This is a genomic window from Ruegeria sp. BH8, from assembly GCF_056538065.1.
On sequence record NZ_JBQFSP010000002.1, the window covers coordinates 111,942 to 134,145 of the forward strand.

Annotated in this window: 24 protein-coding genes; 11 read left to right on the forward strand and 13 right to left on the reverse strand. The window is 57.6% G+C overall.

What is annotated here, in order from left to right; all coding sequences use genetic code 11:
- Positions 1–10: 10 nt before the first annotated feature.
- Both greA and ACR0AD_RS07615 read right to left on the reverse strand, forming a co-directional pair.
- Positions 11–481: a transcription elongation factor GreA gene (gene greA / locus ACR0AD_RS07610; RefSeq protein ID WP_209506599.1), complete on the reverse strand. Its 471-nt coding sequence runs from the start codon at positions 479–481 to the stop codon at positions 11–13.
- A 234-nt stretch (positions 482–715) separates the two neighbouring features.
- Positions 716–1,096 carry a VOC family protein gene (locus ACR0AD_RS07615; protein WP_480486621.1) on the reverse strand — a complete coding sequence of 127 codons (381 nt, stop codon included), beginning with the start codon at positions 1,094–1,096 and terminating at the stop codon, positions 716–718.
- A gap of 81 nt (positions 1,097–1,177) precedes the next feature.
- Between ACR0AD_RS07615 and soxR the strand changes: the two genes are divergently transcribed.
- The 4 genes from soxR to ACR0AD_RS07635 all read left to right on the forward strand — a co-directional run bounded on the left by soxR (position 1,178) and on the right by ACR0AD_RS07635 (position 6,043).
- Positions 1,178–1,633, forward strand: a complete 456-nt coding sequence (gene soxR / locus ACR0AD_RS07620; RefSeq protein ID WP_209598669.1) for a redox-sensitive transcriptional activator SoxR — start codon at positions 1,178–1,180, stop codon at positions 1,631–1,633.
- 136 nt (positions 1,634–1,769) lie between these two features.
- Entirely contained in the window at positions 1,770–3,416 is a 1,647-nt protein-coding gene (locus tag ACR0AD_RS07625; RefSeq protein ID WP_480483095.1) for an electron transfer flavoprotein-ubiquinone oxidoreductase, read from the forward strand.
- A 145-nt stretch (positions 3,417–3,561) separates the two neighbouring features.
- Positions 3,562–5,232: a tetratricopeptide repeat protein gene (locus ACR0AD_RS07630; protein WP_480486834.1), complete on the forward strand. Its 1,671-nt coding sequence runs from the start codon at positions 3,562–3,564 to the stop codon at positions 5,230–5,232.
- The gene (locus ACR0AD_RS07635; RefSeq protein WP_480486623.1) at positions 5,222–6,043 is read left to right on the forward strand and encodes a 4-(cytidine 5'-diphospho)-2-C-methyl-D-erythritol kinase; all 822 of its coding nucleotides are present in this window, start codon (positions 5,222–5,224) and stop codon (positions 6,041–6,043) included. Before ACR0AD_RS07630 ends, ACR0AD_RS07635 begins: the two co-directional genes overlap by 11 nt.
- On the opposite strand, the gene ACR0AD_RS07640 is transcribed toward ACR0AD_RS07635, so the two are convergent.
- The gene (locus ACR0AD_RS07640) at positions 6,036–7,034 is read right to left on the reverse strand and encodes a polyprenyl synthetase family protein (protein ID WP_480486836.1); all 999 of its coding nucleotides are present in this window, start codon (positions 7,032–7,034) and stop codon (positions 6,036–6,038) included. The two genes, ACR0AD_RS07635 and ACR0AD_RS07640, sit on opposite strands and share 8 nt — an antisense overlap.
- A gap of 56 nt (positions 7,035–7,090) precedes the next feature.
- Here ACR0AD_RS07640 and ACR0AD_RS07645 point away from each other — a divergent pair, with 56 nt between their 5' ends.
- From ACR0AD_RS07645 to ACR0AD_RS07655, 3 genes are all read left to right on the forward strand, one after another.
- Positions 7,091–7,306 carry a putative signal transducing protein gene (locus ACR0AD_RS07645; RefSeq protein WP_050604033.1) on the forward strand — a complete coding sequence of 72 codons (216 nt, stop codon included), beginning with the start codon at positions 7,091–7,093 and terminating at the stop codon, positions 7,304–7,306.
- Positions 7,303–8,067, forward strand: coding sequence for a tRNA1(Val) (adenine(37)-N6)-methyltransferase (locus tag ACR0AD_RS07650; protein WP_480486625.1), 765 nt, complete (start codon positions 7,303–7,305; stop codon positions 8,065–8,067). Before ACR0AD_RS07645 ends, ACR0AD_RS07650 begins: the two co-directional genes overlap by 4 nt.
- A 131-nt stretch (positions 8,068–8,198) precedes the next feature.
- Positions 8,199–8,363: a YdcH family protein gene (locus ACR0AD_RS07655; RefSeq protein WP_083445267.1), complete on the forward strand. Its 165-nt coding sequence runs from the start codon at positions 8,199–8,201 to the stop codon at positions 8,361–8,363.
- Here the strand turns inward: ACR0AD_RS07655 and yddG are convergent.
- From yddG to ACR0AD_RS07705, 10 genes are all read right to left on the reverse strand, one after another.
- Positions 8,360–9,226, reverse strand: a complete 867-nt coding sequence (gene yddG, locus ACR0AD_RS07660) for an aromatic amino acid exporter YddG (RefSeq protein ID WP_480483101.1) — start codon at positions 9,224–9,226, stop codon at positions 8,360–8,362. The genes ACR0AD_RS07655 and yddG overlap by 4 nt on opposite strands.
- Positions 9,223–10,170 carry a transcriptional regulator GcvA gene (locus ACR0AD_RS07665; RefSeq protein ID WP_480483103.1) on the reverse strand — a complete coding sequence of 316 codons (948 nt, stop codon included), beginning with the start codon at positions 10,168–10,170 and terminating at the stop codon, positions 9,223–9,225. Before ACR0AD_RS07665 ends, yddG begins: the two co-directional genes overlap by 4 nt.
- A 298-nt stretch (positions 10,171–10,468) precedes the next feature.
- On the reverse strand, positions 10,469–11,191 hold the full coding sequence (phbB, locus tag ACR0AD_RS07670; protein ID WP_209506587.1) for an acetoacetyl-CoA reductase: 723 nt from the start codon (positions 11,189–11,191) through the stop codon (positions 10,469–10,471).
- A gap of 187 nt (positions 11,192–11,378) precedes the next feature.
- Positions 11,379–12,554 carry an acetyl-CoA C-acetyltransferase gene (locus ACR0AD_RS07675; RefSeq protein WP_209598663.1) on the reverse strand — a complete coding sequence of 392 codons (1,176 nt, stop codon included), beginning with the start codon at positions 12,552–12,554 and terminating at the stop codon, positions 11,379–11,381.
- 190 nt (positions 12,555–12,744) lie between these two features.
- Positions 12,745–13,578 carry an EAL domain-containing protein gene (locus ACR0AD_RS07680; protein WP_480486626.1) on the reverse strand — a complete coding sequence of 278 codons (834 nt, stop codon included), beginning with the start codon at positions 13,576–13,578 and terminating at the stop codon, positions 12,745–12,747.
- 104 nt (positions 13,579–13,682) lie between these two features.
- Positions 13,683–13,871, reverse strand: coding sequence for a hypothetical protein (locus ACR0AD_RS07685; protein WP_480483107.1), 189 nt, complete (start codon positions 13,869–13,871; stop codon positions 13,683–13,685).
- A gap of 91 nt (positions 13,872–13,962) precedes the next feature.
- Entirely contained in the window at positions 13,963–14,934 is a 972-nt protein-coding gene (locus ACR0AD_RS07690) for a sterol desaturase family protein (RefSeq protein ID WP_480486628.1), read from the reverse strand.
- Positions 14,931–15,317, reverse strand: coding sequence for a hypothetical protein (locus ACR0AD_RS07695; protein ID WP_480483112.1), 387 nt, complete (start codon positions 15,315–15,317; stop codon positions 14,931–14,933). The genes ACR0AD_RS07690 and ACR0AD_RS07695 overlap by 4 nt, the downstream gene beginning before the upstream one ends.
- 134 nt (positions 15,318–15,451) lie before the next feature.
- Positions 15,452–15,814, reverse strand: coding sequence for a hypothetical protein (locus tag ACR0AD_RS07700; RefSeq protein WP_480486630.1), 363 nt, complete (start codon positions 15,812–15,814; stop codon positions 15,452–15,454).
- A gap of 65 nt (positions 15,815–15,879) precedes the next feature.
- Positions 15,880–16,446 carry a TlpA disulfide reductase family protein gene (locus ACR0AD_RS07705; protein ID WP_267363231.1) on the reverse strand — a complete coding sequence of 189 codons (567 nt, stop codon included), beginning with the start codon at positions 16,444–16,446 and terminating at the stop codon, positions 15,880–15,882.
- A 21-nt stretch (positions 16,447–16,467) separates the two neighbouring features.
- On the opposite strand from ACR0AD_RS07705, the gene argH reads away from it, so the two are divergent.
- The 4 genes from argH (at position 16,468) to ACR0AD_RS07725 (ending at position 22,203) form a co-directional block, all read left to right on the forward strand.
- Positions 16,468–17,856, forward strand: coding sequence for an argininosuccinate lyase (gene argH / locus ACR0AD_RS07710; protein WP_480486632.1), 1,389 nt, complete (start codon positions 16,468–16,470; stop codon positions 17,854–17,856).
- Entirely contained in the window at positions 17,853–18,053 is a 201-nt protein-coding gene (locus ACR0AD_RS07715) for an argininosuccinate lyase (protein ID WP_480486634.1), read from the forward strand. The genes argH and ACR0AD_RS07715 overlap by 4 nt, the downstream gene beginning before the upstream one ends.
- A 304-nt stretch (positions 18,054–18,357) precedes the next feature.
- Positions 18,358–19,623 carry a diaminopimelate decarboxylase gene (gene lysA, locus ACR0AD_RS07720; RefSeq protein ID WP_480486635.1) on the forward strand — a complete coding sequence of 422 codons (1,266 nt, stop codon included), beginning with the start codon at positions 18,358–18,360 and terminating at the stop codon, positions 19,621–19,623.
- Positions 19,624–19,719: 96 nt separating this feature from the next.
- Positions 19,720–22,203, forward strand: a complete 2,484-nt coding sequence (locus tag ACR0AD_RS07725; protein ID WP_480486838.1) for a TIGR02302 family protein — start codon at positions 19,720–19,722, stop codon at positions 22,201–22,203.
- Position 22,204: the final 1 nt, after the last annotated feature.

The window sequence follows — 22,204 nt, forward strand, 5'->3', positions numbered from 1 at the left end:
TGCGCTCCGGTCAGGCGTACTTGATACTCAGAATTTCATAAGAGCGCACGCCGCCAGGGGTGCGCACCTCGACACTGTCACCTTCGTCCTTGCCGATCAGGGCGCGGGCGATGGGGGATTTGATATTCAAAAGGCCAGCTTCGATATTGGCTTCATATTCACCGACGATCTGCCACGTCTTTTCTTCGTCGGTATCCTCGTCAACCAATGTAACCTTTGCGCCAAACTTGATCGCGCCAGACAGTTTTGCCGGGTCAATTACATCCGCCAGTGACAGGATACCTTCCAGTTCCTTGATGCGACCTTCGATAAACCCCTGCTTTTCGCGGGCTGAATGATATTCGGCGTTTTCTTTCAGGTCGCCAAGTTCTCGCGCCGATGCGATGGCTTCGATGATCGCAGGGCGTTCGACGGATTTGAGGTTCTTCAGCTCAGCTGCGAGTGCGGCATTGCCCGCAGGCGTCATCGGGATCTTTTCCATACTCTCTACGTCCACGCATAAACTGACTCGCCCCGCCGCACAGAAGCGTCGGGGCGAGTCCTAGGTTGACGATTACCTGACCCAAATACCACGTGAATTGCAAGGGGTGTCAGCAGGTGCAGCGATCAATTTGCAACATTGCGCCGGCGGGATTGTTTCGGGTGTGGCCTATGGCGATGGTCCGGTTGCCCACCCTTGCACCATCGCTTTGAAGGCGTGCAGAGCCACAGCATCTCAATCATATTGAACCACTTCAAACTCGATGCCGTTGTCATCCCTGAAATAGAACCGACGCCCCGGTTCGTAATCGGCATGATTATGGGGTTCGAACCCGACCTTGCGCACCTTGGCCTCGGTTGCATCGATATCTTCGACCAGAACACCAACATGATTCAGTCCGCCGACGATATCGTAGCTGCTTTCGACCAATGGTTTCGGCGCATCTGGTTTGTAAAGCGCAAGATAGGTGTGGGCCGATCCGACATGCACCGTGTATCCGCCTGATATTGCGGGTCCTTCCCACCGTGTTTTCCAGCCAAAGACTTGCTGCATCCAGGCGGCCGAGGCCTGTGGGTCGCTGACAGTGAAATTGGTATGTTCAAGCGTTGCCATCATGGGATCTCCTTTTTTGGCTTGTTTCGACTCACCGTAATTTCTAAACCTAACTTTAGGTCAAGGTATTTCTTCGAGGGCGACATGGCTGTTTCAGAAGGGTTGGCAATCGGGGCATTGGCCCGACGTACGGGGTTGGCCGTTTCGGCGATCCGGTATTACGAAGCACAGGGTTTGATCGCGCCCTGGCGCAATGCGGGCGGGCAGCGACGTTACCAGCGGGCGGATATCCGGCGGCTGAGTTTTGTCATGATCGCACAGCAGTTCGGCCTGACCTTGCCTGAAATTCGCGAGGTCTTGTCGGGCTTGCCGGGAAAGCGAACACCGACACCACAGGATTGGAAAGCCATAAGCGTGCGGTTGCGCACTCATCTGGACCAGCGAATCGATACCCTGATGCGATTGCGCGACAATCTGGACGGCTGCATCGGGTGTGGGTGCCTCAGCTTGCCGAAATGCAAGCTTTATAACCCCGATGACAGGGCAAAATCCCATGGTAGCGGTCCCAGATACCTGATGGGTGATGCACCAGAGGACTGATGTGTCGAATAGCGCCATTGTTACGCCGTGTTTCGATTGACCAAAGTCTTACTGACCATGTAATCAGCCGTGAAACAAAATTGCGCAGATCCTGCAGTGACAGCGCCAATTCGGAAAGTAAGCTAGGGAGCCCGCGATGGCCGAGATTGAACGCGAAGCAATGGAATATGACGTGGTGATCGTAGGCGCAGGTCCTGCGGGCCTGTCGGCGGCCATTCGTCTGAAACAGCTGGATGCGGATCTGAACGTTGTCGTTCTGGAAAAGGGCTCGGAAGTGGGCGCTCATATCCTGTCTGGCGCAGTTCTCGATCCCTGCGGGCTGGATGCTTTGATCCCGGATTGGAAGGCTAAGGGTGCTCCGCTGAACGTGCCGGTGCATGAAGACAATTTCTACATGCTGGGCGAGGCAGGCAAGATCCGCATCCCCAACTTCCCGATGCCGCCGCTGATGAACAACCATGGCAACTACATCGTTTCGATGGGCAATGTTTGCCGCTGGATGGCCGAGCAGGCCGAGGAACTGGGCGTGGAAATCTTCCCCGGCATGGCCTGTTCCGAACTGGTTTACGGCGATAACGGTGAAGTCAAAGGCGTAGTGGCCGGTGTCTTTGGTCTGGAAGCGGACGGCTCTTATGGCCCCAACACCGAGCCGGGTATGGAATTGCACGGCAAATACGTCTTCCTGTCGGAAGGTGTGCGCGGCTCACTGTCCAAGGAAGTCATCGCCAAATACGACTTGTCTGCCGGCAAAGAGCCGCAGAAATACGGCGTCGGCATGAAAGAGATCTGGGAGATCGATCCGGCAAAGCACAAGGAAGGTACGGTCACGCACACAATGGGCTGGCCTCTGGGCGGCAACGCAGGCGGCGGGTCGTTCATCTATCATCTTGAAAACAATCAGGTCTATGTCGGCTTTGTGGTTCACCTGAACTACAAAAACCCGCACCTGTACCCCTACATGGAATTCCAGCGCTTCAAGCATCACCCGATGGTGGCCGAGCTGCTGAAAGGCGGCAAGCGCGTGGCTTACGGTGCCCGTGCGATCACCGAAGGCGGCCTTCAATCGATGCCCAAGCTGGTGGCGCCGGGCGTGGCGCTGCTGGGCTGTTCCGCGGGCATGGTCAACGTGCCGCGCATCAAGGGCAACCACAATGCGATGCTGTCTGGTAAGGCCGCGGCTGAGGCTGCTTATGACGCGATCAAGGCTGACCGTTCAGGCGATGAGCTGACCGCTTACGAGGCCGATGTCCGCAATGGCGCAATTGGCAAGGACCTGAAGAAGGTGCGCAACGTCAAGCCGATGTGGTCCAAGTGGGGCATGATCCCTTCGCTGGTGCTGGGTGGTCTGGACATGTGGACCAACACATTGGGCTTTTCGCTCTTTGGTACGCTGGGACATGGCAAGAACGATGCACAGTCGACCGAGGAAGCCAGCAAGCACAAGCCGATCAATTATCCCAAGCCCGATGGCACGCTGTCCTTTGACCGTCTGACCAACGTGTCCTTTGCGGCAACCAATCACGAGGAAAGCCAGCCCTGCCACCTGCGCCTGACGGACCCGGATATCCCGGTCAAGGTCAACCTGCCCAAGTTCGACGAACCGGCGCAGCGCTATTGCCCGGCAGGTGTGTACGAAATGGTCGAGGATGACAACGGTCCGCGATTCGTCATCAACTTCCAGAACTGCGTTCACTGCAAAACCTGTGACATCAAGGATCCAAGCCAGAATATCACCTGGACCACGCCGCAGGGGGGCGACGGACCAAACTATCCGAACATGTAAGCAAAAAACCGGCAATGGCAGGGTCGTGAAGGCTCTGCCATTGCCTCTTGCCGACCGAAGCCCTAGCTTAACCGTCAGTCAACGATAGTAAGGCAGGATTTCGGTGGTTTCCCTGGTTCGTCGCGCGGCATTGTCCGTGCTGCTCATGTCGTCGGTCGCAGTTCCGGCCTATTCGGATTCGGGTGCCGGTTCATATCTGGCCGGGCGTCAGGCGATCTACGAAAGCGACTATTCTGCGGCGGAAAGATACTACGCCCAGGCTCTCAGGTTTGATCCGGAAAACGCGCTGCTCTTGGAAAGCGTTGTTGTCGCCCGCCTTGCGCTGGGGGAAATTGCCCGTGCTTTGCCCGTTGCAAAGCAGATCGAGGAAGCCAACCTTCCCAGTCAGGCCGCGCGCATGGCGATTTCGGCCAATTTGATTGCTGACGGCAAGTTTGACGAACTTCTGGCGCGTGACCCTGAAACGCAGGGGATCGGTCCTTTGGTTGATGGGCTGATGATCGCATGGGCCCATCTGGGGCAAGGTGAAATGACAAAGGCCATGGAGCAGTTCGATGCCGTGGCCACGCAGGAAGGCCTCAGGGAATTTGCGCTGTATCACAAAGCCATGGCATTGGCCTCTATCGGCGATTTCGAAGGTGCCGAGGTGATATTTGCGGATAATAACGGCGCGGTTGCGCGGTTCTCGCGTCGGGCCGCGCTGGCCCGTACAGAGGTGCTGTCACAGCTGGATCGCAACGAAGACGCCATACAGTTTCTGGACGATGTGTTTGTTTCCGGTAGCGATCCGACCATTGAAGCCTATACCGGCCAATTGACCGCGGGCGAGACGCTTCCGTTCACCCATGCGGGCTCTGCGCTGGATGGCATGGCGGAAATATTCTTTACCGTTGGTGCCGCATTGAACAGCGAGGCTTCGGCAGACTACGTCCTGCTTTACGCGCGACTGGCGAGCTTTCTGCGCCCTGACCACGTGGACGCCATTCTGCTGAGCGCGGAATTGCTGGACAAGCTGCAACAGTATGATCTGGCTGTTGCGGCCTATCGTATGGTCCCGGCAGGCAGCAATGACCACCATGCCGCAGAACTTGGACGGGCCGAAATCCTGGATAAATCCGGAAAAACCGATGCGGCCATTGAAGTTCTGCAAAACCTGGCGCTGCAAAACCCTGATTTGCCTAGCGTGCATGTTTCTCTGGCAGATCTTCAGCGTCGTCAGGAAAACTATGCGGCTGCGGTTGCCTCTTACGACACTGCGATTGCTTTGACGGACAGTCAGGCAGGTGGGAATTGGTTCCTGCACTACGCGCGCGGCATAAGCCACGAGCGGCTGAAGCAGTGGGATCAGGCTGAAACCGATTTCCGCCGGGCGCTGGAGTTGAATCCGGATCAGCCGCAGGTGCTGAACTACTTGGGCTATTCTTTGGTAGAACGGAAAGAAAAGCTGGATGAAGCGCTGGACATGATCCAACGCGCGGTCGAAGCCCGCCCGGATAGCGGCTACATCGTGGATAGTCTGGGTTGGGTTCTGTTCCGTCTGGGTCGTTACGAAGAAGCGGTCGAGCATATGGAGCGCGCGGTCGAGTTGATGCCTGTTGATCCGGTCGTCAATGATCATCTGGGGGATGTCTATTGGGCTGTTGGACGTGCGCGCGAGGCCGAGTTCCAATGGAAGCGGGCGCTGTCCTTTGTTGACCCCGAAGACACAGATGGCGAGGCTGACCCAGATCGCATTCGACGCAAGATCGAGGTCGGACTAAGTGCCGTTCTGGCCGAAGAAGGTGCGGAACCTTTGAAAGTCGCAAATGGAAATTAAGGCGTTTGCGCCCGCCAAGATCAACCTGACCCTGCATGTGACCGGACGTCGTAAGGACGGTTATCACCTGTTGGATTCGTTAGTGGTTTTTGCTGATCTCGGCGATCAGTTGACATTCACACCCGGCCCCGAGCTGACTATGGACGTGAGTGGGGAGTTTGCTGAAGGCGTGCCCACGGACAGCCGTAACCTGGTCTGGAAAGCGGCCGAAGGTGTCGGTTGGACCGGGCATATCGACCTGACCAAATCTCTGCCCCACGGCGCAGGTATTGGGGGTGGGTCATCGGATGCGGCCGCCACGCTGAATATGCTGGGCGGTCTGGGCCGTGACATCCCGCCTGACCTGCCGTTGTCACTGGGGGCAGATGTGCCCGTTTGTCTGGAAAGCCGGGCGATCAGAATGCAAGGCATTGGCGATCGTTTGGCGGCGGTGAACTTTCCGAACCTACCCGCCCTGTTGGTCAACCCGAATGTGCCGGTGCCGACAGGAGCCGTTTTCAACGCGCTGGCGTCCCGAGACAATCCGCCGATGCCTGAGCTGGTTCCAGATTTTGAAGACGCTGAAGCCTGTGCCCTGTGGTTGCGTGATCAACGCAATGATTTGCAGGTACCTGCCATGGGCGTTGCACGTGAGATCGAACAGGTTTTGGACGAGTTGAACATGACCAGTCGTGCCCTTGTGACGCGCATGTCGGGGTCAGGATCAACCTGTTTTGCCCTATATCCCACAATGAAAGACGCGCATTTCGCGGCCTATGAGATCGGTGCGGCGCATCCTGACTGGTGGTGCCGCGCGACGCAGCTTAACTAAGGCGCGAGACCACGTAATCGGCCAGTTCGCGCAGCAGGCTGCGAATTTCATGATCGGGCAGAACATCCAAAGATGCCTTTGCCTTGTTCGCCCAGCCCAAAGCGTCCTGCCGGGTTTTTTCCAGCGTTGCGTATTTGTCCATCAAACCCAGCGCATGATCCAGATCACCGTCCTGTTGGCGGCCTTTTTCGATTGTACGCTCCCAGAATGCGCGTTCTTCGGGCGTGGCCTGTGCAACAGCCTTGATGACAGGCAGGGTCAGCTTTCGTTCGCGGAAATCATCGCCCACATTCTTGCCGGTTGTCTTGCTGTCCCCTTGATAGTCCAGCAGATCGTCTGCAATCTGGAATGCGATCCCCAATGCGTCACCATAATCGAACAGGGCCTTGATCTGTTCTTCCGATGCACCGGCGATCACGCCGCCCACCTCGGTCGCAGCTGAAAACAAAGCTGCTGTCTTGCCGCGCACGACCTGTAGGTAAACGCTTTCATCTGTCCGCAGGTCGGTTGCTGCGGTCATTTGCAGCACCTCGCCCTCGGCGATGGTTGCTGAGGCATTGGCCAAGATATCCAGAACCCGCAGCGAACCCGTTTCGACCATCAATTGGAAGCTGCGAGAAAACAGGTAATCGCCGACCAGCACACTGGATTTATTGCCCCAAAGTAGATTTGCGGTCGGGCGTCCGCGCCGCTGCGCGCTCTCATCCACAACGTCGTCGTGCAGAAGGGTAGCGGTATGGATGAACTCGACCGTGGCAGCAAGGCGTACATGGTGCTCGCCCGAATAGCCAAACAGCCGCGCCGCTGCCAATGTCAGCATCGGGCGCAGGCGCTTTCCGCCCGCCTCGACCAGATGCTGGGTCACTTCGGGGATACGTGGGGCATGGTCCGACGCCATCCGGGTGCGGATCAACGTGTTCACAGCCTCCATTTCACCCGCCAATATTTCAGCGAGGCGCTCATGCGGTTTTGAGATCATGCCGACGGTCATCATTCTCCTGATACAAGGCTCGACTTCCGCCCCGCCTTGCCCTTACATCCATCCCCATGAAAGAACTATTGCGCAGTACCGATCCGACGATCCTGGCCTTTGCATCCGCTCTCCTTGAAGGCGAGGATATAGACTGCTTTCAGATGGACGTAAATATGAGCATCCTCGAAGGTGGGATCGGAATCTTTCCCCGCCGACTGATGGTTCGCGCCGAAGACCTGACCCGTGCTGAACGTGTGATGCGCGACAATGAAATTCCGCTGGGCCGATGACCCGGTTTTCCGATAGCGAACTCAGCTGCAATGATTTCTTGGGGGGCAGGGTTCGATTGCTGCAACCTCGGTCGGGTTATCGTGCCGGGGTCGACCCGGTATTGCTTGCCGCATCCGTTCCGGCCAGCGCAGGTCAGTCCGTGTTGGAACTGGGGTGCGGCGCAGGGGCTGCCATTCTTTGCTTGTCCTCCCGAGTGCCCGGTCTGCACCTGACAGGTATCGAGCTACAGCCTTCCTATGCGGAATTGGCCCTCAGAAATGCGGAAATCAACCGGATAGAGCTGGAAGTTGTCCAAGCTGATCTGACTGCTTTGCCTGAGGCGTTTCGGCAGCGCCAGTTCGATCACGTAATTGCGAATCCGCCCTATTATCGGGCGGGGGCGCATAGCCCTGCAAAGGATGCTGGACGAAGTGTGGCCCTGAGCGAAGACACCCAGTTGGCCGACTGGATTGCAGTGGCTGCCAAACGCCTTGCGCCAAAAGGGTACCTGCACATGATCCAGAAAGCCGATCGACTGCCCGACATGCTGGCAGCGTGCCAGGGGTTGCTGGGATCGGTAGAGTTGTTGCCGCTAAGCCCACGGACAGGGCGAGAGGCTGAGCTGATCATTCTGCGCGCCCGCAAAGGAGGGCGTGCGGCATTTCGCCTCCACCCACCTTTGATTGTGCACGCGGGTGAACGTCACGAAAAAGACGGCGAAAGCTATACGGATGCAGTTTCGGCCGTGCTCCGGAAGGCCGCTGCCCTGCCCGGGTTTTGACGACGACCGGCAATGTCCAGCCGATTTTGTCGGATTTGTTTCAGATTCTGTGCGTCTGCAGCGTGACAGGGTGGAAACGATGTGATCAACTTCTTACGTGACATTCAGACACGTATAAAAGGAGGATCGCAATGAGCGTGAGCGCACATCTGACAGAACTGAAGAAAAAGCACGAATCTCTCGGTCTAGAAGTAGAACAAGCCCAACGCTCGCCAGGCATCGATGATCTCCACATAGCCCAGCTGAAGAAACAGAAGCTCAAGCTGAAGGAAGAGATCGAGCGACTGTCTGCTTAAGATTTCAAACTGGAACGGGCCGCGATCAAGGCCCCGCCGGTAATCAGAAAGGCCGCGATCGCCAGCCCCCAGGATGGGGCAGCGATCCCGGCCATCACCAAAGCAAGTGTCGACAAAAGCGGGGCCGCATAAGATGAGGTCCCGAGCATTTGAATATCACCCTGCTTTACCCCGATATCCCATACATAAAAGGCCAGTCCAACGGGCCCGAGGCCAAGTGCCAATACCGATAACCACCCCAGTGTCGTGTCGGGCAGCACGGTGTCTTCTATGGCCAGATGCAGCAGACCCGAAGCCATCGCAGCCATCAGACAAAAGACCGCAACCGAACTGGTCGGTGTACCCCCCAATTTGCGCGACAAAACCGAATAGCCTGACCATGTCAGGGCGCAAAGCAGGGCCAATGCATATCCCGGCAGGTGTTGTGCCTGAAAACCGGCGCTCCCGCCTCCGGTGATGATCAAAGCAGCCCCAACAAAGCCAAGGCATGCCCCGATCAAGTGACCAGTGCGAAGCTGCTCGCCCGGCAGCAGGCCGGAAAACAGAACGATAAGAAGGGGCCAGAGATAGGCAATCAACCCGGCCTCGGCCGCGGGGGCCATACGCAGGGCTGAAAAATACAATGCGTGATACCCGAACAGACCCAATGAACCGAACAGGTAGGTCGTCCAGGGGACCTGTTTCAACCCGCTAAACCCACCGGTTGCGGCTGTCCAAATCAACCCAAGTGCCCCACCAATCGAAAAGCAGATCGTGTTCAACAGCAATGGCGGTGTGGGTGCAGAGCCGACGGTCAAAAGCGCCAGCAAAGCCCATAATAGTACGGCCCCAAAGCCTATGGCTGTTGCGCGCGTTTTGGTCATGATCCGGAAACCTCTTCGATCGGAATAATGTCGAATTCATCCGAAATATGCGCGGTCTTTTCAATCTCGGTCAGGAACCAATCCCGAAATGCTGAGATCTGAGGACGTTTTTCGGCCCCCGGAAGGCACAGGAACCGGAACCGGCCCTGCGTTTCCAGCGCGACCTTGAAGGGGGCAACCAGCCGACCCTCGGTCAAGTCCTTGAGGATCATGGCGCGCCGTCCAAGGGCGACACCAACGCCGGCGACAGCGGCGTCAATCGCGTGATCTGCGTTGGAAAAATGCGCCCCATGAGTGGGGATAAAATCGATACCCACAGCGCGGAACCAGGCAGGCCAGTCGCAGGGCGGGGTCAGAAAATTGATCGAATCGTCGTGGATCAACGGTGCGTCGCGCAGGCTGTCTGGCGTGGTGAATTGCTCCGCTAGCTCCGGGGTCATGACCGGGGTCAGCCACTCTTTTCTTACAGGTACGGAATACAGCCCCTCATCGGCGGAATTGCCAAACCGGATGGCAACATCCACATCATCTCGCTCCAGATCCATGTTGCGCAATGTGGCCGAGAATTTCAGGTCGATTTCCGGATGTGCACGGGCGAATTCGTAAAGGCGAGGTGCGAGCCACTTTGCAGTCAGTGCCGGACCTGCGGTGACGGTCAATCCGGTGTCATCCTCCTGCCTGCGTACAGCACGCCACGCGCTTTGCAATGTGGCAAAGCCCTCTGCCGCGCCGGGGGCCAGGGCGCGGCCCGCATCAGTCAGTTCCACAGCACGGTTCAGACGGCGGAACAGAGGGCGACCCAGATGCTCCTCAAGCGATTTGATCTGAAAGGACAGGGCCGCTGGCGTCACGTGCAGCTCTTCCGCCGCTTTCGCGAACGACATGTGCCGGGCCGCGGCATCAAAAGCCCGAAGCGCGGTAAGTGGGGGCAGATAATCACTCATGGTCAAGAAATTCTTAACTGAAGGTTCAGGAAACTTCGTTTGTCATGATCCTAGGTGACCTTCATATTCACATCAGGTCAAGCAAAACTGAATTGAAAGGCGGCTGCCATGATCGAGATGACAATAAATCCCGCCGCCCAAGTGGCGATCCTGCGCGCGCATGAAGAGCGTGGCAAGGTGGTCCGGCAGTTGTGGAATTGGGTACTGGGTTCCCGCTGATCGCAGCGCGCGCGATCTTACGGGATAAGGATGGGCCGGCCCTGATGGACCGGCCCGTTTTCACAATTCTGATTGCAGATCAGACGAAGAACTGGGCACCATTGGCCGAGATGGTCGAGCCGTTGATGAACTGAGATTCGTCCGAGGCCAGGAAGGTCACACAGCGTGCAATCTCTTCGGGCTCGCCCAGACGACCGGCGGGGATCTGGCCAATAATCGATTCGCGTACCTTTTCGGGCACCGCCATCACCATCTCGGTTGCAATATAACCGGGGCAGATCGCGTTGGCCGTGATGCCTGCCCGCGCGCCTTCCTGCGCCAGAGATTTCACGATGCCCAGATCGCCCGCCTTGGTCGCAGCATAGTTCACCTGAGCGAACTGACCTTTCTGGCCGTTGATCGAGCTGATGACGATGACACGGCCAAATTTGCGCTCGCGCATGCCGGGCCAGACAGGGTGCACAGTGTTGAACACGCCGGTCAGGTTGGTGTCGATCACGTCTTTCCACTGATCGGGTGTCATTTTGTGGAAAGGTGCATCACGGGTGATGCCTGCGTTGGCGACAACGATGTCGATGGGGCCAACCTCGGCCTCGACCTTTTCGATGCCCGCTTTGGATTCGTCATAATCGGCGACGTTCCACTTGTAGGTCTTGATGCCGGTTTCTTCGGTGAATTTCGCGGCGGCTTCGTCATTCCCTGCATAGGTGGCCGCAACGTTGTATCCTTCGGCTTTGAGCGCCTTGGAAATTGCTGCGCCAATGCCGCGGGAACCGCCGGTAACGAGTGCTGTACGTGCCATTTAGGACTCCTCCAATTTTAGTCGCCTTGGTAATGCTGTTACTTTGAGAGATGTTTGTGCGCAATATTGTTTCGTCGTTAGGGTGTTTATTTCGGATGGCAATATCGTCGCATCTAAGGGGTACGACCCCAGTGTAACAAAAAAGGGCGTCCCATGGACGCCCTTTTCTATTTGGTTATTGGCGCACTTAGTCGCGCTCCACACACAGGGCGACACCCATGCCGCCGCCGATGCACAAGGTGGCCAGACCTTTCTTTGCGTCGCGGCGCTTCATTTCGAACAGCAGCGTGTTCAGAACGCGGCAACCTGATGCGCCGATTGGGTGGCCGATGGCAATTGCGCCGCCGTTCACGTTCACAATCGACGGATCCCAGCCCATATCTTTGTTCACTGCGCAGGCCTGCGCGGCAAAGGCTTCGTTGGCTTCAACAAGGTCCAGATCGTCGACGGACCAACCCGCCTTTTCCAATGCCTTGCGCGAAGCGTAGATCGGGCCAACGCCCATGATCGACGGGTCCAGCCCGGCAGTTGCGTAGGACGCGATGCGCGCCAAAGGTTCGATTCCGCGCTTCTCTGCGTTTTGAGCTGACATCAGCAGGGTTGCGGCCGCGCCGTCGTTCAGGCCCGAAGCGTTTGCAGCTGTGACCGATCCGTCCTTGGTGAAGGCGGGGCGCAGCTTTGCCATGGCTTCCATTGTAGCGCCGTGGCGGATGTATTCGTCCTTGTCCATCACGATGTCACCCTTGCGGGTCTTGATGGTGAAGGGCACGATTTCGTCGACAAACTTGCCAGCTTTTTGCGCCGCCTCAGCCTTGTTCTGCGAGGCGACAGCGAATTCATCCTGCATGTCGCGGCTGATCTGCCATTTTTCGGCAACATTTTCCGCCGTTTGGCCCATGTGATAGCCGTTGAAGGCATCCCACAGACCATCGCGGATCATGGTGTCGATATATTTCATATCACCCATCTTGTGACCGGCGCGCAGGGCAGCTGCGTGGGGCGACAGGGTCATGTTCTCTTGGCCACCAGCGGCGACGATGTCGGCATCGCCGAGTTGGATGTGCTGAGCGCCCAATGCGACCGCACGCAGGCCCGAGCCGCAAACCTGGTTGATTCCCCAGGCGGCACTTTCCTGCGGCAAACCGGCGTTGATATGCGCCTGCCGAGCCGGGTTCTGGCCCTGAGCCGCAGTCAGCACCTGACCCAAGATGGTTTCGCTGACTTCGCCTTTTTCAATCCCGGCGCGCTCAACAACTGCTTCCAGGACGGCCGCGCCCAGATCATGTGCGGGGGTGTTCGCAAACGAACCACTAAAGCTGCCGACACCTGTTCGTGCGGCGGATGCGATTACTACGTTGGTCATATGATCAGTCCTTTACCGTCATTGTCTGGCGGAATGTCTGACGGCGCAGGCCGAGAGTTTCCCTCTCGAAACAAGAGCGCCCCGTTATCCCCCGCTCAAGTACTTCTGCAATAGCGTAATGCTGCACTTGCAGCAACGGGCAGCTTGTCTCAGCTTGGGAAATGGCGGAAAAATGTCGATCACCCACGGGTCAACTTGCTGTTTTTGAAATTTTTTCCTGTTTCCACGGGGGCGAAACACTGGGCGCGCCAAACAAAAAGCCCTGCATGCAATCCACGCCACTTTCAAGCAAAAATGCCGCATCCTTCTGAGTTTCGACCGATTCGGCAGTGACCAGAATTTCAAACTCACGCGCTACGGCAATCAGGGCCCGCACCAAAGCCTGGTTGTCGGGGCTGTTGCTGATGCCCCTGATAAACTGACCATCGATCTTGGCGGCGTCGAACAGAAACTCGCGAAAGTGGCGGAAACTGAAGTTGCTGGCACCAAAGTCGTCCAGCGCAAACGCGATGCCGCGATCCTGTAGGCGGTCCATGAAGTCGACCACCAATTCCGGCACCTGCATGGCAGAACTTTCGGAGATTTCTAGGATCAGACGTTCGCCCAGCTGCGGATCCCGTTTCAGAAACCGGTCCAGTACACCGGACCAGTTGGAGTAACCGATTGAGCGGGCGGACATGTTGATCGACAGGCGGATCTGGGGGTTCTTCACCAACGTGCGCAGACCAAGTTCCAACGCGACGCAGTCGAGATCACGTCCGATCGGAGTGTTTTCAACCTGTGGCATGAACTCGCGCGCGGGGATAACGCGCCCTGTTTCATCCAATACACGAATGAAGCCTTCGTAAAACGCGATGTCATGCGGCGGGTGCGCCTGAACAACCGGCTGAAAGGCCAACCGACATTGCTTGTGCTTCACAGCATCGGTTGCCATCTGAACCACCGAACGATCCCGTGTTGACACTGCTGCATTCAAAGGGGTGTCCAACCCTTCGGGAAGATTGGTGAGCTTTTTGTTTCCCATAGGCGCAGATTCCCGTGTGTCCGGAACAGGTGTTTTGACACAGTTTCGGGGCAAACAGATGAATCTGCGGTTAAAGCGTCAGATGAAGTTGCTTATTGCGGTTTTCAGCGCGCGGAATCCCCGGCACGGGCCAGTGATGCCGCGGCTCCAAGAAGGGCTCCTGTCGCACCCAGAAACATCAGGACAAAACCCAGTGCGATCAGAGTGCCAACAAAGCTGCCGAGCGCGGCAAGCATGGCCAGCAACAGGCCAAACAACCCCACGAAGGTTGAAATGGTTGCCAAACGTTTCATGCCGCCCCTCGCTCAACTATGCGCCACATTCAATGACCGATATGGCGCGCAAAGACCGGAGTTCAAGTCGTATCGGGGCCTGACGGCTGTGTCAGGCCTGTTCTGCCTGTCCTTTGGGCAGGATCTTGTCGACCTGCTCAAAACCGGGCGTTCCCCGGTCCTCGGGATGGCGAGCCAGGTGCTTGGCTTTTATCTGTTCCGAGTTGTCGCGGCTGCCGTCGTGGCTGTACCCCGGAGGCGCGAAACAATAGGCCAGACGTTGCCGTAGTGTCAGGCCGGGCTGCGTGGCGTCGTGCCAGATGCCGACCCATTCGTGAAACGCAACGCGCAACGGGTTGAAGGTGCCGATATTGTGAACCAGCCCGTAGTCGACACGGTCGTTTTCCAGTTCAGGCACAAAGGTCCCAAACAGCTTGTCCCAGATGATGAAAACTCCGGCGTAATTACAATCCAGGTACCGCGCGTTCCTGCCGTGATGCGCGCGATGATGGCTGGGGGTATTCATGACCGCTTCGAACCATCGGGGCATTTTGCCGATGGCCTCGGTGTGAATCCAGAACTGATAGATCAGGTTCAATCCACCGACGAACAGAACCATGGCGGGATGGAAACCCAGCAGGATCAGCGGCGCGCGAACGACCATCATGAACGTAAAGGTATAGGTCCAAGTCTGCCGCAGAGCTGTGGTCAGATTGTAGTGCTGTGAACTGTGGTGGTTGACATGGCTGGCCCAGACCCAGCGAATACGATGCCCAAAACGGTGTACCCAGTAATAGCGAAGGTCATCCAGAACAAAGCACAGAATGATAACGGGAATTGACGTGCCAAGGTCCAAAGGAGTGATCTGCCACAGCCACATGAAAAACGCATAGGCAATAAAGCCCAGCAAAAAGCCCGACGCGATGTTCCCGGCCCCCATGATCAGCGAGGTCAAAGCGTCGCGCGTTTCATACCGCCCGCCTTTGCCCTTGACTGCGATCCACAGGAATTCTGCCAGAATAGCAGCGATGAAAAACGGGACGGCCCATTGCACCGCATCGGGAAAGCTTACCTGGTCTGTCATGCGGGCCTCATCAAGTGTTGCCAGTGCTGGCGTTCGGTCTGGTCAAGGTGAACGGTCGCGCGCGGGGTGCTGAAGTCGTGAAACCGAACTTCGATGCCATTGGCGGTCTCAAACCAGTCGAAATCCTGAAGACGCCGCGCTACTGTGTCGGCGCCGAAGGACCAGATCAACCCAGCCCCGTTCTGGGTTCTTACCAGCGCCGCGTGACCGTCATGGGCGATTGTCACGTCGATCACCGTGTCATCAGGGAAATGCCGCAGCCACTGACGTGGCGCCGTGTCTGGCGTCAGCACGTGCAACCGCGACTTGCCCGTCAGATGCAACAATACCGTAATCCCGGCTATGCCCCCAACGACCAACACCAATAGAATTTCCAGCGGCATTCCATCCTCCTGAGCGCAGAGTGCAAAGGGGGATGGAAACTGTCAAAGGTGGCGTGACGTCAGCTTTTGCAGAACAGAACGTGCCGCTCATTTCCCGGATCGGTACCCAAAGCAGTCGCGCCCGATGGGCGAGCCTAATTAGCGATCGTGTAAACGATTGCGTCACCTTTGCCTTTGCTACGCACGAACTCGACCTGATTGCCTTCCATTTTGACCTTCTGGCAATCCTCGGGGAATTTCTTTCCTCCGGCGACAACATTTCTGCACCAGAACTGTTTGTTCCAAACCCATGCACCGGTGATCTTGGCGTTGTTGCGACCCACGCCCTCGATTTTTCCATCCGGAGTGATGATCAACCGGGTGTCACCGGAGACAAGTTTCTTGCCGGCGACACCTGCGACGAACTGGGCTTCTTTCTTAATGTCTTTGGCCTCGGAAACAACGGCAGAACCCAGAACCAGGCAGGCCGCGGCGGTGAATGTAACAAAACTCTTCATAAATACTCTCCTTATCAAAGCATCAAAAGAGTATCATGATTCTGGGGCTTAATGGGCCAGTTCCCTCAGCTTTCTGCGCCAACAAGCGTTGAGATAATCGCCTTCGCGCTGTCCGAGTTCCATTCGGCGTCGCCGATCAACCGCGCGATTTCCTGACCTTCGGGATTCAGAATGACCGTGATGGGCAATGCGATGATACCGAATTCGCGCGCAGCAGCCGAGCTGAGGTCCTGGTGACGCGGCAGGTTGGATATGCCATTTTCTTCGAAGAACTTCTTGATTCCTGCTGGTGAGTTGCGGCCTGTGGCAAGGGTCAGAACCTGAAACTTGTCCCCCCCGAACTCGTCCTGCAACTCGGCGATCTGAGGCATTTCTTTGCGGCAGGGGGCGCACCAGGTGGCCCAGAAGTTCAGCAGAACATACTTGCCCTCATAATCGGCCAGCGTGCCGACACCCCCGTCATCTTCCAGCTGAAACTCGATCACTTTTGCCGGTTTGGGTTCTTCATGCAGGATTAGGCGCTTCAGACTGCCTTCCCGTAAGGGGCCCAGTGTCGCGGCATCGGTTGCCAAAGCGGCATTTGCACCTAGCGCAAGGGCCATATAAAGGGGGATCAAACGAAATAGGCGCATATCAACTCCGGGTTTTCTTACATGACCGATCAATCCTCGAACCAGATGTGGGGCGGCCGCTTTGCCGCCGGTCCAGACGCGATCATGGAGGCGATCAACGCCTCGATCGGGTTCGATCAGCGGATGGCAGCCCAAGACATCGAAGGCTCGCGCGCCCATGCGGCCATGTTGGCTGCTACAGGCGTCATAAGTGATAGTGATGCGCAGGCCATTCGGGAAGGGCTGCTCACCGTTTTGTCAGAAATCCAGAGCGGCACGTTTCAGTTTTCAACTGCGTTGGAAGACATACACATGAATGTCGAGGCGCGGCTGAAAGAGATCATCGGCGAGCCTGCTGGCCGTTTGCACACAGGGCGTTCGCGCAATGATCAGGTGGCGACGGATTTCAAACTGTGGGTCCGGGATCAGCTAGACGCGGCTGAAACTGGTCTGCTGGCTCTGATTCGCGCGCTTTTGGCACAGGCCGAAGCAGGCGCCGATTGGGTCATGCCCGGCTTCACCCACCTGCAAACTGCGCAACCCGTAACATGGGGCCACCACATGATGGCCTATGTCGAGATGTTCGGCCGCGACCTGAGCCGAGTCCGCGACGCCCGTGCCCGAATGAACGAATCCCCGTTGGGGGCCGCCGCACTGGCGGGTACATCTTTCCCCATTGATCGCCATATGACGGCGCAGGCGTTGGGCTTTGATCGCCCCGCCGCCAACTCGCTGGATGCCGTCAGCGACCGCGATTTCGCGCTGGAGTTCCTGTCGACCGCCTCGATCTGCGCTGTGCACCTGTCGCGCTTTGCCGAGGAGCTGGTGATTTGGTCGTCGGCCCAGTTCCGTTTCGTGTCCCTGTCCGACCGGTTTTCGACCGGCTCGTCGATCATGCCGCAGAAAAAGAACCCGGATGCAGCCGAACTGATCCGCGCCAAGGTTGGGCGTATCTATGGGGCCAATACCGCGCTGATGATGGTGATGAAGGGCCTGCCGCTGACCTATTCAAAGGACATGCAGGAGGACAAGGAACAGGTCTTTGATGCCGCCGACAACTGGATGCTGGCACTGGCTGCGATGGAAGGGATGGTCAAGGACATGACCGCCAACCGCGACAGCCTTGCCGCCGCCGCCGGCTCGGGTTTCTCGACCGCTACGGATCTGGCCGACTGGCTGGTGCGGGTGCTGGGCCTGCCGTTCCGGGATGCGCATCACGTCACCGGATCACTGGTGGCCATGGCCGAAGGCAAGGATTGTGATCTGCCCGACCTGACGCTGGATGATATGCAATCGGTCCATGGTGATATCTCGGATGATGTCTACTCTGTCCTTGGCGTCGACAATTCGGTAAACTCGCGGCAGTCCTACGGTGGTACCGCCCCCGATCAGGTGCGGGCCCAGATCGAACGATGGAAGGCAATGGTATGACAACCGCGCTACGTGCGATCCTGATTGCGGTTTCCGGTCTGGTGCTGGCCGGGTGCGGGGCTGATGGCGAGCCTGATCAACCAACTGCCCCTCAACCCACGGTCAGTGCCACCATTGGGGTTGGATCAAGCGGCGCGTATGTTGGCGGGGGTGTCGGCCTAAGCCGCGGACCGCTGGGCATTTATCTTGGATTCTGATCCTTTTGAATGTTGCGCCCATGGTCCCGGCACCTCATGTTGGGTCCACGTATCGATTACCTGTCACACAAAGAAATGGTATTGAAATGAAAATTCTGGGATTGGTTTGTGCTCTTGCTGTTTTGGCGGCTTGCGAGCCTTCGTCAGCGCGACGTCCGGAACCTGCGGCCGAACCAAAACAATCGGGCACCGGCATTTCAATCTCGGGCTATGGCCGAGTTGGTGTTTCAACGCAAAACTAAACCGGGACTAAGGATACAGAATCCATTGATCCGAAGTCCTTTTATGGTCTAAGCGCGCAAGCATGGATCACTTTTTGTACCGCGACGGCGCGCTTTACGCCGAGGATGTCCCCGTCTCCGAAATCGCAGCCGCGGTTGGAACACCGTTCTACGTCTATTCCACGGCTACATTGCTGCGGCATTTCAAGCTGTTCGATGACGCGTTGGACGGCACCGATCATCTGGTCTGCTACGCGATGAAGGCGGCCAGCAATCAGGCGATCCTTAAGACATTGGCCCAAGCAGGTGCGGGGATGGACGTGGTCTCGGGCGGAGAATATCTGCGTGCGAAGGCGGCTGGTGTTCCCGGTGACAAGATCGTGTTCTCAGGTGTGGGGAAAACAGCGGACGAGATACGCATGGCGCTGAGCGGCGGCATTCGCCAGTTCAATGTCGAATCCGAGCCCGAAATGGAAGTGATCAACGCCATTGCGCTTGAGCTTGGCGTGATCGCGCCGATTACCGTCAGGGTGAACCCGGATGTTGATGCCAGGACGCATGCCAAGATTGCCACGGGCAAGTCCGAGAACAAGTTTGGCATTCCGATAGCCCGCGCCTCGGAAGTTTATGCTCACGCCGCCGACCTGCCGGGGCTGGAGGTGATCGGCATCGACGTTCACATCGGCTCGCAACTGACCGAACTTGAACCGTATGAGTTGGCCTACACAAAGTTGGCCGAGTTGACCGAGCGCCTCCGCTCTGAAGGTCACAACATTAGGCGCCTTGACCTGGGCGGTGGTTTGGGCATTCCATACACCCGGTCGAACGACGCACCGCCCTTGCCGATTGAATATGGTGCGCTGGTCAAGAAAACACTGGGCCATCTAGGCTGTGAGATCGAGATTGAGCCGGGCCGCCTGATCGCGGGCAATGCCGGGATCATGGTCAGCAAGGTCATCTATGTGAAATCAGGCGAAGGTCGCGACTTTTTGATCCTTGATGGGGCGATGAATGACCTGATCCGGCCTGCAATGTACGAAGCGTACCACGATATCATAGCGGTGCAAGAACCGGCGGCTGGCGTGGAACAGCAAGCCTATGACATCGTAGGCCCGGTCTGCGAATCCGGGGATACCTTTGCCAAGCAGCGCAATATGCCACCGTTGAAATCGGGTGATCTGGTCGCATTTCGCAGCGCGGGTGCATACGGTGCGGTGATGTCCAGCGAATACAATACCCGTCCGTTGATCCCTGAAGTTCTGGTGAATGGTGATCAATTTGCAGTCATTCGTAAACGGCCAAGCTTTGACGAAATCATAAACCGCGATACCATACCATCGTGGCTTTGACGCGATAACCGCGCGGGCCTGTCCCGGAGGCCCGTCTTGACCAACAGTACGAACCTGCCCATTCCGCGCCTGTCCCTGTGGCTAACCCATCTTGGCATGGTGGCTGAACAGGTGCTGCGCGCGTTCTGGCCTGCGTTCTCGATTGTTCTGGCTTTGCTCGCCGCTCTGATGCTGGGGCTGCAGGATCATCTGCCCGTTGAAATCGTCTGGGGTGCTGGTGCGCTCTCGTTGATCTCTTTTGGTGTAGCATCCGTCCGCGGTGTCACGAAATTCAAACTGCCGTCCCGCGCTGATGCGCTGGCGCGGCTGGATGAGGCTCTGCCCGGTCGACCTATTCAGGCTTTGCTGGATGATCAGGCAATCGGTACCAACGATGGGGACTCGGTTGCCTTGTGGCAGGCGCACAAAGCCCGCATGGCACAGCGTGCGGCCACTGCTGAGGCTGTGAAACCAGATCTTCGGCTTGCGTCGCGTGATCCGTATGCGCTGCGCTATGCCGCTCTGCTGGCATTTGTCGTGGCGCTGATCTTTGGTTCGTTGTGGCGCGTGGGTTCAGTGGCGGACATGGCGCCGGGTACAGCCGTCGCTGGACAGGGCCCAACTTGGGAAGGATGGGTGGAACCCCCCAGATACACAGGTTTGCCGACCTTATATCTTGCTGATCAGACGGGGGCGGCGCTTTCTGTTCCCAAGGGCAGTCGCATCACCTTGCGACTTTACGGTGAGGTCGGTGCACATAGTCTGACCGAAAGCAGTTCTGCCAGCGGAACCGAGGCGGCAACAGACCCGGAACAGGAGTTTGTCGCCGAACGCTCGGGTCAGTTGCGCATTGATGGTCCGGTGGGGCGGGACTGGTCGGTGCAGGTCATTGACGACGCGGCTCCGCAGATTGCAGTTTCCGGTACCGCCGAGTCTGAAGCGGGCGGGCAGATGAAGCTGCCATTTTCCGCCAGCGACGATTACGGAGTGGTTTCGGGCTTGGCCCGGATCGAGCTGGATTTGGCGGCGATTGACCGTCGGTACGGACTGGCGGCCGAGCCAGAGCCGCGCGAGGTGATCGAAATTGAATTACCCATGCCGATCACCGGTGATCGGGCAGATTTCACCGAAGACCTGATCGAGGACTTCTCGCAGCATCCGTGGGCGCATTTGCCGGTCAGGATTACCTTGATGGCAACGGATGCAGCGGAGCAGCAAACGTCTTCGGATTCCTATGAGACGGCTTTGCCAGCACGGCGCTTCTTTGATCCGCTGGCGGCAGCCGTGATTGAGCAAAGGCGCGATCTGCTTTGGTCGCGATCCAATGCGCCTCGTGTCTCGCAATTGCTGAGGGCTGTGTCGCACCGCCCTGAGGATCTGTTTCGTTCTGACACAGCCTATCTGCGTCTGCGGGTTGTTCTGAGGCGATTGGAAACTTTTCATCGATACGGGTTGAAACCCAAACAACAGGAAGAGATTGCACAAGCCCTGTGGGACCTTGCCGTGGTGATCGAGGACGGGACGCTGGCGGATGCATTGGAACGGATGCGCCGCGCGCAGGAACGTCTGACCGAGGCGATGAAGAACGGGGCCAGCGATGAAGAAATAGCGGAGTTGATGCAGGAATTGCGCGAGGCGACGCAGGATTACCTTCAGCAACTACAACGTCTGGCACAGCAAGATGGAGAAGACGGCGAACGTCAGTCCGGCCAGAATAGTGAATCTTTGCAAATGACGCAGGATGACCTGCAGCGCATGATGGACCGTATTCAGGAACTGATGGAACAAGGTCGCATGGCCGAAGCCCAGCAGGCGCTGGAAGAATTCCAGCAGATGATGGAGAACATGCGTGTAACTCAGGGTCAGGGCCAAGGGCAGCAATCCGAAGGCCAGCAGGCCATGGAAGGTCTTGCCGAAACCCTGCGCGAACAGCAGGGTCTTAGCGATCAGGCCTTTCGTGATTTGCAGGAACAATTCAACCCCGGCGCGCAATCAGGTGAAAGCCAAGGGAACGAAGGTCGCAACGGCGGGCAAGGTCGGGGGCAAAGCCACGAAGGTCAGGGCGGACAAGGTGAAGGTTCGGATCAGGCTGGAGACGGTGAGCAGGGGCAAGGCTCGCTCGCCGACCGACAGCAAGCGTTGAGAGACGAGTTGGGTCGTCAGCAACAAGGTCTCCCCGGTGTCGGCACACCCGAAGGTGACGCCGCGCGCGAGGCGCTGGATCGGGCCGGGCGCGCCATGGACGAGGCCGAGCAGGCCCTGCGTGGCGATGATCTCGCCGAAGCTATCGACCGTCAATCCGAAGCGATGGAAGCGTTGCGCGAAGGGATGCGGTCGCTGGGTGAAGCCATGGCGCAGGAACAGCAGAACCAACCAGGGCAGGGAACGCAGGACGGCGACATGCAGGCCAACAACCGCGATCCTCTGGGCCGAAACCCAGGCGCTGCGGGTTCGATTTCAACCGACGAGAACCTGTTGCAGGGCGAAGACGTTTATCGCCGGGCGCGCGAGTTGCTGGATGAAATCCGCCGTCGGACCGGTGAAACAGATCGTCCCCAGATCGAGCTGGAATACCTCAAGCGGTTGCTGGAGCGGTTCTAGC

Coding starts and splice junctions, on each gene's coding strand:
- greA (WP_209506599.1), bottom strand. CDS start 481: ATGGAAAAGATCCCGATGACGCCTGCGGGCAATGCCGCACTCGCAGCT.
- ACR0AD_RS07615 (WP_480486621.1), bottom strand. CDS start 1,096: ATGATGGCAACGCTTGAACATACCAATTTCACTGTCAGCGACCCACAG.
- soxR (WP_209598669.1), top strand. CDS start 1,178: ATGGCTGTTTCAGAAGGGTTGGCAATCGGGGCATTGGCCCGACGTACG.
- ACR0AD_RS07625 (WP_480483095.1), top strand. CDS start 1,770: ATGGCCGAGATTGAACGCGAAGCAATGGAATATGACGTGGTGATCGTA.
- ACR0AD_RS07630 (WP_480486834.1), top strand. CDS start 3,562: ATGTCGTCGGTCGCAGTTCCGGCCTATTCGGATTCGGGTGCCGGTTCA.
- ACR0AD_RS07635 (WP_480486623.1), top strand. CDS start 5,222: ATGGAAATTAAGGCGTTTGCGCCCGCCAAGATCAACCTGACCCTGCAT.
- ACR0AD_RS07640 (WP_480486836.1), bottom strand. CDS start 7,034: ATGACCGTCGGCATGATCTCAAAACCGCATGAGCGCCTCGCTGAAATA.
- ACR0AD_RS07645 (WP_050604033.1), top strand. CDS start 7,091: ATGAAAGAACTATTGCGCAGTACCGATCCGACGATCCTGGCCTTTGCA.
- ACR0AD_RS07650 (WP_480486625.1), top strand. CDS start 7,303: ATGACCCGGTTTTCCGATAGCGAACTCAGCTGCAATGATTTCTTGGGG.
- ACR0AD_RS07655 (WP_083445267.1), top strand. CDS start 8,199: ATGAGCGTGAGCGCACATCTGACAGAACTGAAGAAAAAGCACGAATCT.
- yddG (WP_480483101.1), bottom strand. CDS start 9,226: ATGACCAAAACGCGCGCAACAGCCATAGGCTTTGGGGCCGTACTATTA.
- ACR0AD_RS07665 (WP_480483103.1), bottom strand. CDS start 10,170: ATGAGTGATTATCTGCCCCCACTTACCGCGCTTCGGGCTTTTGATGCC.
- phbB (WP_209506587.1), bottom strand. CDS start 11,191: ATGGCACGTACAGCACTCGTTACCGGCGGTTCCCGCGGCATTGGCGCA.
- ACR0AD_RS07675 (WP_209598663.1), bottom strand. CDS start 12,554: ATGACCAACGTAGTAATCGCATCCGCCGCACGAACAGGTGTCGGCAGC.
- ACR0AD_RS07680 (WP_480486626.1), bottom strand. CDS start 13,578: ATGGGAAACAAAAAGCTCACCAATCTTCCCGAAGGGTTGGACACCCCT.
- ACR0AD_RS07685 (WP_480483107.1), bottom strand. CDS start 13,871: ATGAAACGTTTGGCAACCATTTCAACCTTCGTGGGGTTGTTTGGCCTG.
- ACR0AD_RS07690 (WP_480486628.1), bottom strand. CDS start 14,934: ATGACAGACCAGGTAAGCTTTCCCGATGCGGTGCAATGGGCCGTCCCG.
- ACR0AD_RS07695 (WP_480483112.1), bottom strand. CDS start 15,317: ATGCCGCTGGAAATTCTATTGGTGTTGGTCGTTGGGGGCATAGCCGGG.
- ACR0AD_RS07700 (WP_480486630.1), bottom strand. CDS start 15,814: ATGAAGAGTTTTGTTACATTCACCGCCGCGGCCTGCCTGGTTCTGGGT.
- ACR0AD_RS07705 (WP_267363231.1), bottom strand. CDS start 16,446: ATGCGCCTATTTCGTTTGATCCCCCTTTATATGGCCCTTGCGCTAGGT.
- argH (WP_480486632.1), top strand. CDS start 16,468: ATGACCGATCAATCCTCGAACCAGATGTGGGGCGGCCGCTTTGCCGCC.
- ACR0AD_RS07715 (WP_480486634.1), top strand. CDS start 17,853: ATGACAACCGCGCTACGTGCGATCCTGATTGCGGTTTCCGGTCTGGTG.
- lysA (WP_480486635.1), top strand. CDS start 18,358: ATGGATCACTTTTTGTACCGCGACGGCGCGCTTTACGCCGAGGATGTC.
- ACR0AD_RS07725 (WP_480486838.1), top strand. CDS start 19,720: ATGGTGGCTGAACAGGTGCTGCGCGCGTTCTGGCCTGCGTTCTCGATT.